Origin of the sequence: Arthrobacter livingstonensis, from assembly GCF_003219815.1 — a bacterium.
GTDB classification, from domain to species: Bacteria; Actinomycetota; Actinomycetes; order Actinomycetales; family Micrococcaceae; genus Specibacter; species Specibacter livingstonensis.
Genome location: NZ_QJVD01000065.1, coordinates 1 through 6068, shown reverse-complemented (window position 1 = coordinate 6068; position 6068 = coordinate 1). Strand labels below are relative to the sequence as shown.

Genomic DNA, 6068 nt, shown 5'->3' with positions numbered 1-6068 from the left:
GAAAATCGCTGACTGTTTCAGGATTTCATTCGCTTCTTCAAGGTCCTTGACCTTGGATTTGAGTGCTTTGATCTCGGCGAGCTCTCCACTGCTTGGCCCGGTCCTGTCACCGGCATCAACCTGTGCCTGGAGAACCCAGCGTCGCAACGTTTCTTTACCAACATTGAGCTTCGGCGCCATCTCAGCACACGCAGCATAGACAGACTTATAACGATCCATCCGGTCCATCACGTAGTGTGATGTCTCAAGGGATCGGTGACAGTTCTGCCTCAGGACATTGGTGACAGTTGGTGTATCAGGACTTCGGTGACAGTTGCCCGGGATTCTGGTCCTTGCCAATGAGCGGGCGGGACTTGGAGATGCCGACGTAGGCAGTGCTTTTCGGTGGCCAAGCATAGTCGGCAACGATCTCCCCATCGGCGTTGGCGAAGATGACGCCACCGTCATCCCAGCTCGCGATGACGGTTCGTCCGCTCATCGATGCGGTCAGGGAAAATATGGTTCGTCCGATGTTGACGACACCGTTGGAATAGACCTTCAGCTTCCGGCTTCCGGTGCCGGAGGGATGGATGATGCTGCCGGTGACCCTCTCCAGACCAAGGGTCGCCAGCGTGCCTTCTTTCACAGTGCGGGTGGCCGAAACGGCGGCTTCTTGCTCCACTGCTGCCATCAGGCGTTGGGCCACACCGAGGGTTCTTGATTCGGGTGAATTGGGCTCTGGAAGGATCGGGCTTGGCCTGGGTTCCTCGGCAATGGCTGTTGCATCCCACGACTGCTGGGGTGTGATGCGCCCGGGCAGTCCCTGGTGCGGACGCTCGGTGTTGTAGACGTGGTCGAACCCATCGACCTGGGACTGCAGCTCCGCGTGGGATTGGGCGATGGGCTGCTTGTCCAGCCAGCGAAACAGGGTTTGGTGGAAACGTTCGTCCTTCCCCTGGGTGGTCGGCTTGTACGGTTTGCCGGTGATCGCCTCCACACCCAGCGAGGTCACGTAGGCGACCAGTTGCCCTTCGACCCCGCGGCGTGAGGGATTCAGGGCCGCACCATTGTCAGTCAATAATCTTTGTGGAACCCCGCGGGCGGAGATGCCCTTCTTGACGACCGTCAGCGCCGCCTCGCTGGTCTCTCCGGAGGCCACGTGGGAGGCGATGGCGAGGCGCGAATGGTCATCCTGCAGCTGGAAGATCACGCACTCGCGCCCGCCGGCGAGCACGTACTCGGTCGCGTCCAACTGCCAGCAGGCGTTCGGCGCCGGGTAGACGAACCTGCGGTACGAGGCCCGGGGTTTCTTGTTTGGTTCGGACCGGGCCACGTTCTTCTCCCGAAAGATCCGCGCCAACGAGGCCACGGACGGAGCATCCATCCCCAGAGACACCATCTTGTCGTGCACGCTGATGGGTCCGTGGTCCAGCCCGGAGGACTCCAGAGCAGCCCGGACCTGCAGCGCCTCGTCCTTGCGGTCCTCGGTGAGCTGCGTGGGTGAGGTTTTCGGCCGGCGGGCGCGTGGCTCAAGGGCAGCGGCCTGGCCCTCGTTCCCGTGCCCGGGCCCGGATTGCGTAGAACGTCTTACGGGTGATGTCGTGCTCGGCGCAAAACGTGCTCACCGACCCGCGTGGTGCGTCATCGGGCCACTGGGCGATCGCAAGGCGGATTCGGGCATTGACAGGCTCATTCCTATTCACCCGTCATTCTTTGCCATCATCCCCGAGAGCCCCAAACTCCGTTGGCACCGCAGGGAAGTGTCACCACCAAAACCCCCGGAAGTGTCACCGATGAGTTGATACAGAACTGTCACCGATGTCCTGCGACATAACACGGTCCATCACGTAGGACACGGCACGGCTCTTAACTTCAGGGGTGTACTGCTTAGGCATGCTATCCATTCTCTCAATAGAAAACGGCATAAAACCCGGGACGGTTCGGGTCATGGCGCCGGTGGGTGGCCACGGGAGCGAGACATGGTTGATCCTGGTTGGAGACTGAGCGCCGGCCTTTGCGAGTGTCCGGTCGGAGTTAGGCTTGGTGGCGTGGGTGCCCGGTAGGGAGCTATGAACGGAGCAAAGGGCCCCATGTTGGCCAGCTATTGGGTAGCATCAGAGGCCGCCGTCGCTCCGCGGGCACGTTGGGATGGCTGCGACATGTTCGGCCGGACCGGGTTTAAAGTAAGCCGTAGTTACCCAGCTGTGCGGCCATTCCGGCCCCGTCCGGCGCGGTCGCCCAGGGCACGGGGCCGTGTTCGGTGGCGGGGGAGTCCTCGTGGGCGCGTCTGCCGGCTAGCAGGGCTTCACCGGCGGAGAGCTGGCGGATGGCTATTGCGGCGGTCTGTCCGGCGTGGGCGCGGGCGAAGTCGGCATAGATTTCCGGGTCGTGCTGGCCGTCGTCGCCAACGAGAAGCCACTGGACGCCGGGGAATTCGCGGGCGAGTCGTTCAAGGTTGTTGCGCTTGTGCTCCCGTCCGCTGCGGAACCAGCGCTGCCGTGTCGGTCCCCAGTCGGTGAGCAATAGGATGCCCTTCGGATACAGGTTCCGCGCCAGGAATCGGGCCAGGGCCGGCGCAACGTTCCACGGCCCGGTGGACAGATAGAGGACGGGTGCCCCGGGATGCCGGGCCACGATCCGGTCCAGCAGCACTGCCATGCCGGGGGTGGGCGTGCGTGCCCGCTCGCTGAGGACCAAGGTGTTCCAAAGGGCCAGCAGGGGCCTGGGCAGCGCAGTAACCATGACTGTGTCGTCGATGTCGCTCACGATGCCGAACGTGGCGTCCGGCGCCACGATCAGGACCTGGGCCTGGGCCGGGGCCGTCCCCGGGCTGCGCAAAACGACGGGGTGCCAGCCCGGTGCGAGGTGGACTTGCAGGACCACGTCCACAAGTCCACCGTCGTCGGCTCGGACTGGGTGGATGACGCCGCCGATTTCCACTTCGACCTCGCTGTGCCGGACGGGCACGCTGGTGAAGGCGCGCCATCCGCGGACCTTTCCCCTGGCGGCGGCAGGCTCGCTGGTGAGGACGACCCGGGCGAGCACGCGCACCCATGTGGTGCTGCCGTAGCCCGGATAGGCGATGATTGTGGGGATGAAGCCGCTGACTCCCGCCACTCGCGTGCGGACACCGTGCATAGCCTCGGAAAGGTGCACGACAGACGCCAGCAGCACCTGTGCCGGAGGTTCACGCACGGAATCGTCGTTCCGCTGCTCGGGAGCGTGCTGCTCGCGCCGGTGGGAAGTCGGGACCATGTCTCCACTGTCCCACACAACATGGGCATCAAGGCCAGACGGGACGTGCACGTCGGAAAACGCTGCGTGGATCATGTACCGCAAAGCCACCGGCGTGGCAGTACAGGGTTGGCCAGGTCGCGGAGCTGCCCAGCCGCCTCGAGAGGCGCCTTCCGCGGGACCCGGGCGCGTCAGGGTCGGTTGGTGATAGGAGGACACGCGGTTGTGGTCTATCTTGGGGATCAGACATGGGCCCCTTGGCGAGGGTAGGAAGGAATGCGACGTGGACAGTGACGCCGGTTCGTGGTTTCTGAGCCGCGATGAGCGGGGAAACCTGGCCACAGAGGTGCATGCTGGCGGTGCCGGTTCGCCGTCGTGGTCGGAGGGCAATCTTGTGCGCCCGTTGATTCATGGAGCGGGGTACTTCGGACGGCTGCATGAGGAGCTGACAGTCCTGCGGGCGGGTGACCGCGTGTGGTTCACGGATTGGCGCGGCGACGCCAACGAGCGGCTGCTGCCGGGCGGGCCGTCAATCGGGGAAATGCTCGCAGGTTTGGCGCGCGCGGGCGTGGAAGTGCGCGGCCTTGTCTGGAGATCGCATGGGGAGCGTGTTTCGGCCCCCATCAGCGGTCGGGCCAACGAGCTGCTGAGCCGTCAGATCAACGACGCCGGCGGCGAAGTTCTGCTGGATCAGCGGGTCCGCCTGTTCGGTTCCCATCACCAAAAGCTGGTCGTCATCCGTCACCGCGACCACCCCTCGAGGGACGTGGCCTTTGTTGGCGGGATCGATCTTTCGCACAGCCGTCGGGACGATGCGGAGCACTCCGGGGACCCGCAGGCGGTGAGCATGGATTCCCTCTACGGGACGCGGCCCCCGTGGCACGATGCCACACTCGAGCTGCGCGGCCCCGTGGTGGCGGATGTCCTGGCAGTGTTCGCTGAACGATGGAACGATCCCCACCCCCTGGATCGGCGCACGCCGTATCGGATGCTGCTGCAACGCCTCGCCCGGATGCCGCGGTACCCTAAGCCGCTGCCCGAGGTGGCACCGCCGCCACCACCGGCGGGTCCGCACGCCGTGCAGTTGCTGCGCACCTATGGGGTCAAGCGGCCCCCCTTCCCGTTCGCCCCTGAGGGGGAACGCAGCATCGCCCGCGCCTACACGAAAGCGTTTGCCCGCGCCAGGTCCCTAATCTACATCGAAGACCAGTACCTCTGGGCCACGGACGTCGTAGCAGGAATCGCCGCGGCCCTCGAGCAAAACCCCGAGTTGAACGTCATCGCCGTGGTGCCGCGCACACCCGACTCGGACGGCGCTCTCAAAGGACCACCCATGCGGCTGGGGCAACTGCGCGCCATTAAGATGCTCCGCGAGGTTGCGCCCCACAGGGTGGGCGTCTTCGACCTGGAGAACAGTTCCGGAACCCCGATCTATGTCCATGCCAAGATCTGCATCATCGACGACGCCTGGTTCACCTGCGGCTCGGACAATTTCAACCGACGATCCTGGACGACGGACAGCGAGCTCACCTGCGCCGTGGTCGATACCAGTCACGTCGCGTCCTCGTCCTTGGCGCACGCACTGCGGTGTGAACTCTGGGCCGAACACCTGGGCCTGGAACAGGACGATCCACGACTCCAGGACCCGGTATCGGCGCTCAGACTTTGGAAGTCCACCGCCGACGCCCTCGACCGGTGGCACGATACGGGCGGCCGCTCGCCCCGTCCCGTCGGTCAGGTTCGACACCACATCCCCGAACCCGTGCCGCCACTGCAGCGCCTGTGGGCCGACCCGCTGAGCCGCTTCGTGGTGGACCCGGACGGCCGGCCCCGCCGACTCCGCGGCACAACCGAGTTCTAGGCAGGGGTCGCGGAGCAGGGGAGGGCGTCACATGACCAAGCCCGCCAGCTCAGAATTTGGCGGCGAGACAGGCGACCCCTGACGGTGATCCCGGTCCACATCGACCCACGTCGACATCCGCGCGGTTACGATATCTTCAGCCCTATTGGTTGGTGAAGAAGACTTCTGAAGAGTGCCGGTTGGCGCAGAGCACGATTGAGCAGAATGTGGCTCTGTGCAGGGTACCTCTGACACTTTCGTGCCCATGTTCGTCTGCATAACTCCGAAATTCCGCGGACTGGTGTGGAGGCGACTTCTGACCCTCCGTTGCTTCGAGTCAAGCCATCAGAGCGGGCCAGGTGTTCGCGGGCCTCGGCGGCGGCTGCGGCGTTGTCCTTGCGCGAAATGGCCTGTCATCCTCGCATCCAGCCTTGCCCACACCCGTTGATTCCATTGTCAACCGGGATTAATTTAACCATGAGTAACCCTATTCTTAAATTGGATTATCCATTGGGTTGGGGCTCCCGTCGATGTTGGCGGGACTTGGAATGGGCAGAACAAATGAAAGGGGGACGAAAGCGAATCTATTTCAAGTGCGGGGCAGTGAATCAGGGTCTGGCCGCCGTAGTTGACGAGCAACAGCAGGGTGCTTCCAAAGTGCATCAACTTCTGTATCGTCGGTTCCCGATGGAGAAAGTGAAGGTGAGAACAACGATCGGCGGTCGTCGTATTGCTCGTGGTGTGGGCGATGGTGGCCATTTTGGGCTTTACCCTCCATGGTTTGGTGTTGCTCGCGATCGTCGGCATCATCTTGTTCGTGGCAACCGGTGCCATGGGGTGGACCCGCCGTAGTTCCGTCTGCTGCAAGGCGGCCTATGGGAATTAAGGCCGTACCGGCATAAGGGTCATTTGCAGGCATATGGCTCATCCGGTAATTGGGCTCTTCGCGTTTCGTGGTGAATACCAGCCCGCTGAGATGAATTCATGCCACCGTCCGGGCGGCACTTCTTAGCAG

3 protein-coding genes and 2 pseudogenes are annotated in these 6068 nt (G+C 63.6%); 2 read left to right on the top strand and 3 right to left on the bottom strand.

Annotated elements, in window-relative coordinates; all coding sequences use genetic code 11:
* The 3 genes and pseudogenes from CVV68_RS22560 to CVV68_RS22550 all read right to left on the bottom strand — a co-directional run.
* A pseudogene (locus CVV68_RS22560) lies at positions 1-228 on the bottom strand (hypothetical protein); the annotation flags it as partial.
* A gap of 67 nt (positions 229-295) precedes the next feature.
* A pseudogene (locus CVV68_RS22555) lies at positions 296-1682 on the bottom strand (integrase core domain-containing protein).
* A gap of 475 nt (positions 1683-2157) precedes the next feature.
* A complete protein-coding gene (locus CVV68_RS22550) occupies positions 2158-3234 on the bottom strand; it encodes an App1 family protein phosphatidate phosphatase (protein ID WP_110503224.1) in 1077 nt (358 codons plus the stop codon).
* A 262-nt stretch (positions 3235-3496) separates the two neighbouring features.
* On the opposite strand from CVV68_RS22550, the gene CVV68_RS22545 reads away from it, so the two are divergent.
* Positions 3497-5074 (top strand): phospholipase D family protein, encoded by a 1578-nt coding sequence (locus CVV68_RS22545; RefSeq protein ID WP_110503223.1) that lies wholly within the window; start codon positions 3497-3499, stop codon positions 5072-5074.
* Between the two features lie 456 nt (positions 5075-5530).
* Positions 5531-5905, top strand: a complete 375-nt coding sequence (locus tag CVV68_RS23720) for a hypothetical protein (protein ID WP_170133328.1) — start codon at positions 5531-5533, stop codon at positions 5903-5905.
* The last annotated feature ends 163 nt before the right edge of the window (positions 5906-6068 follow it).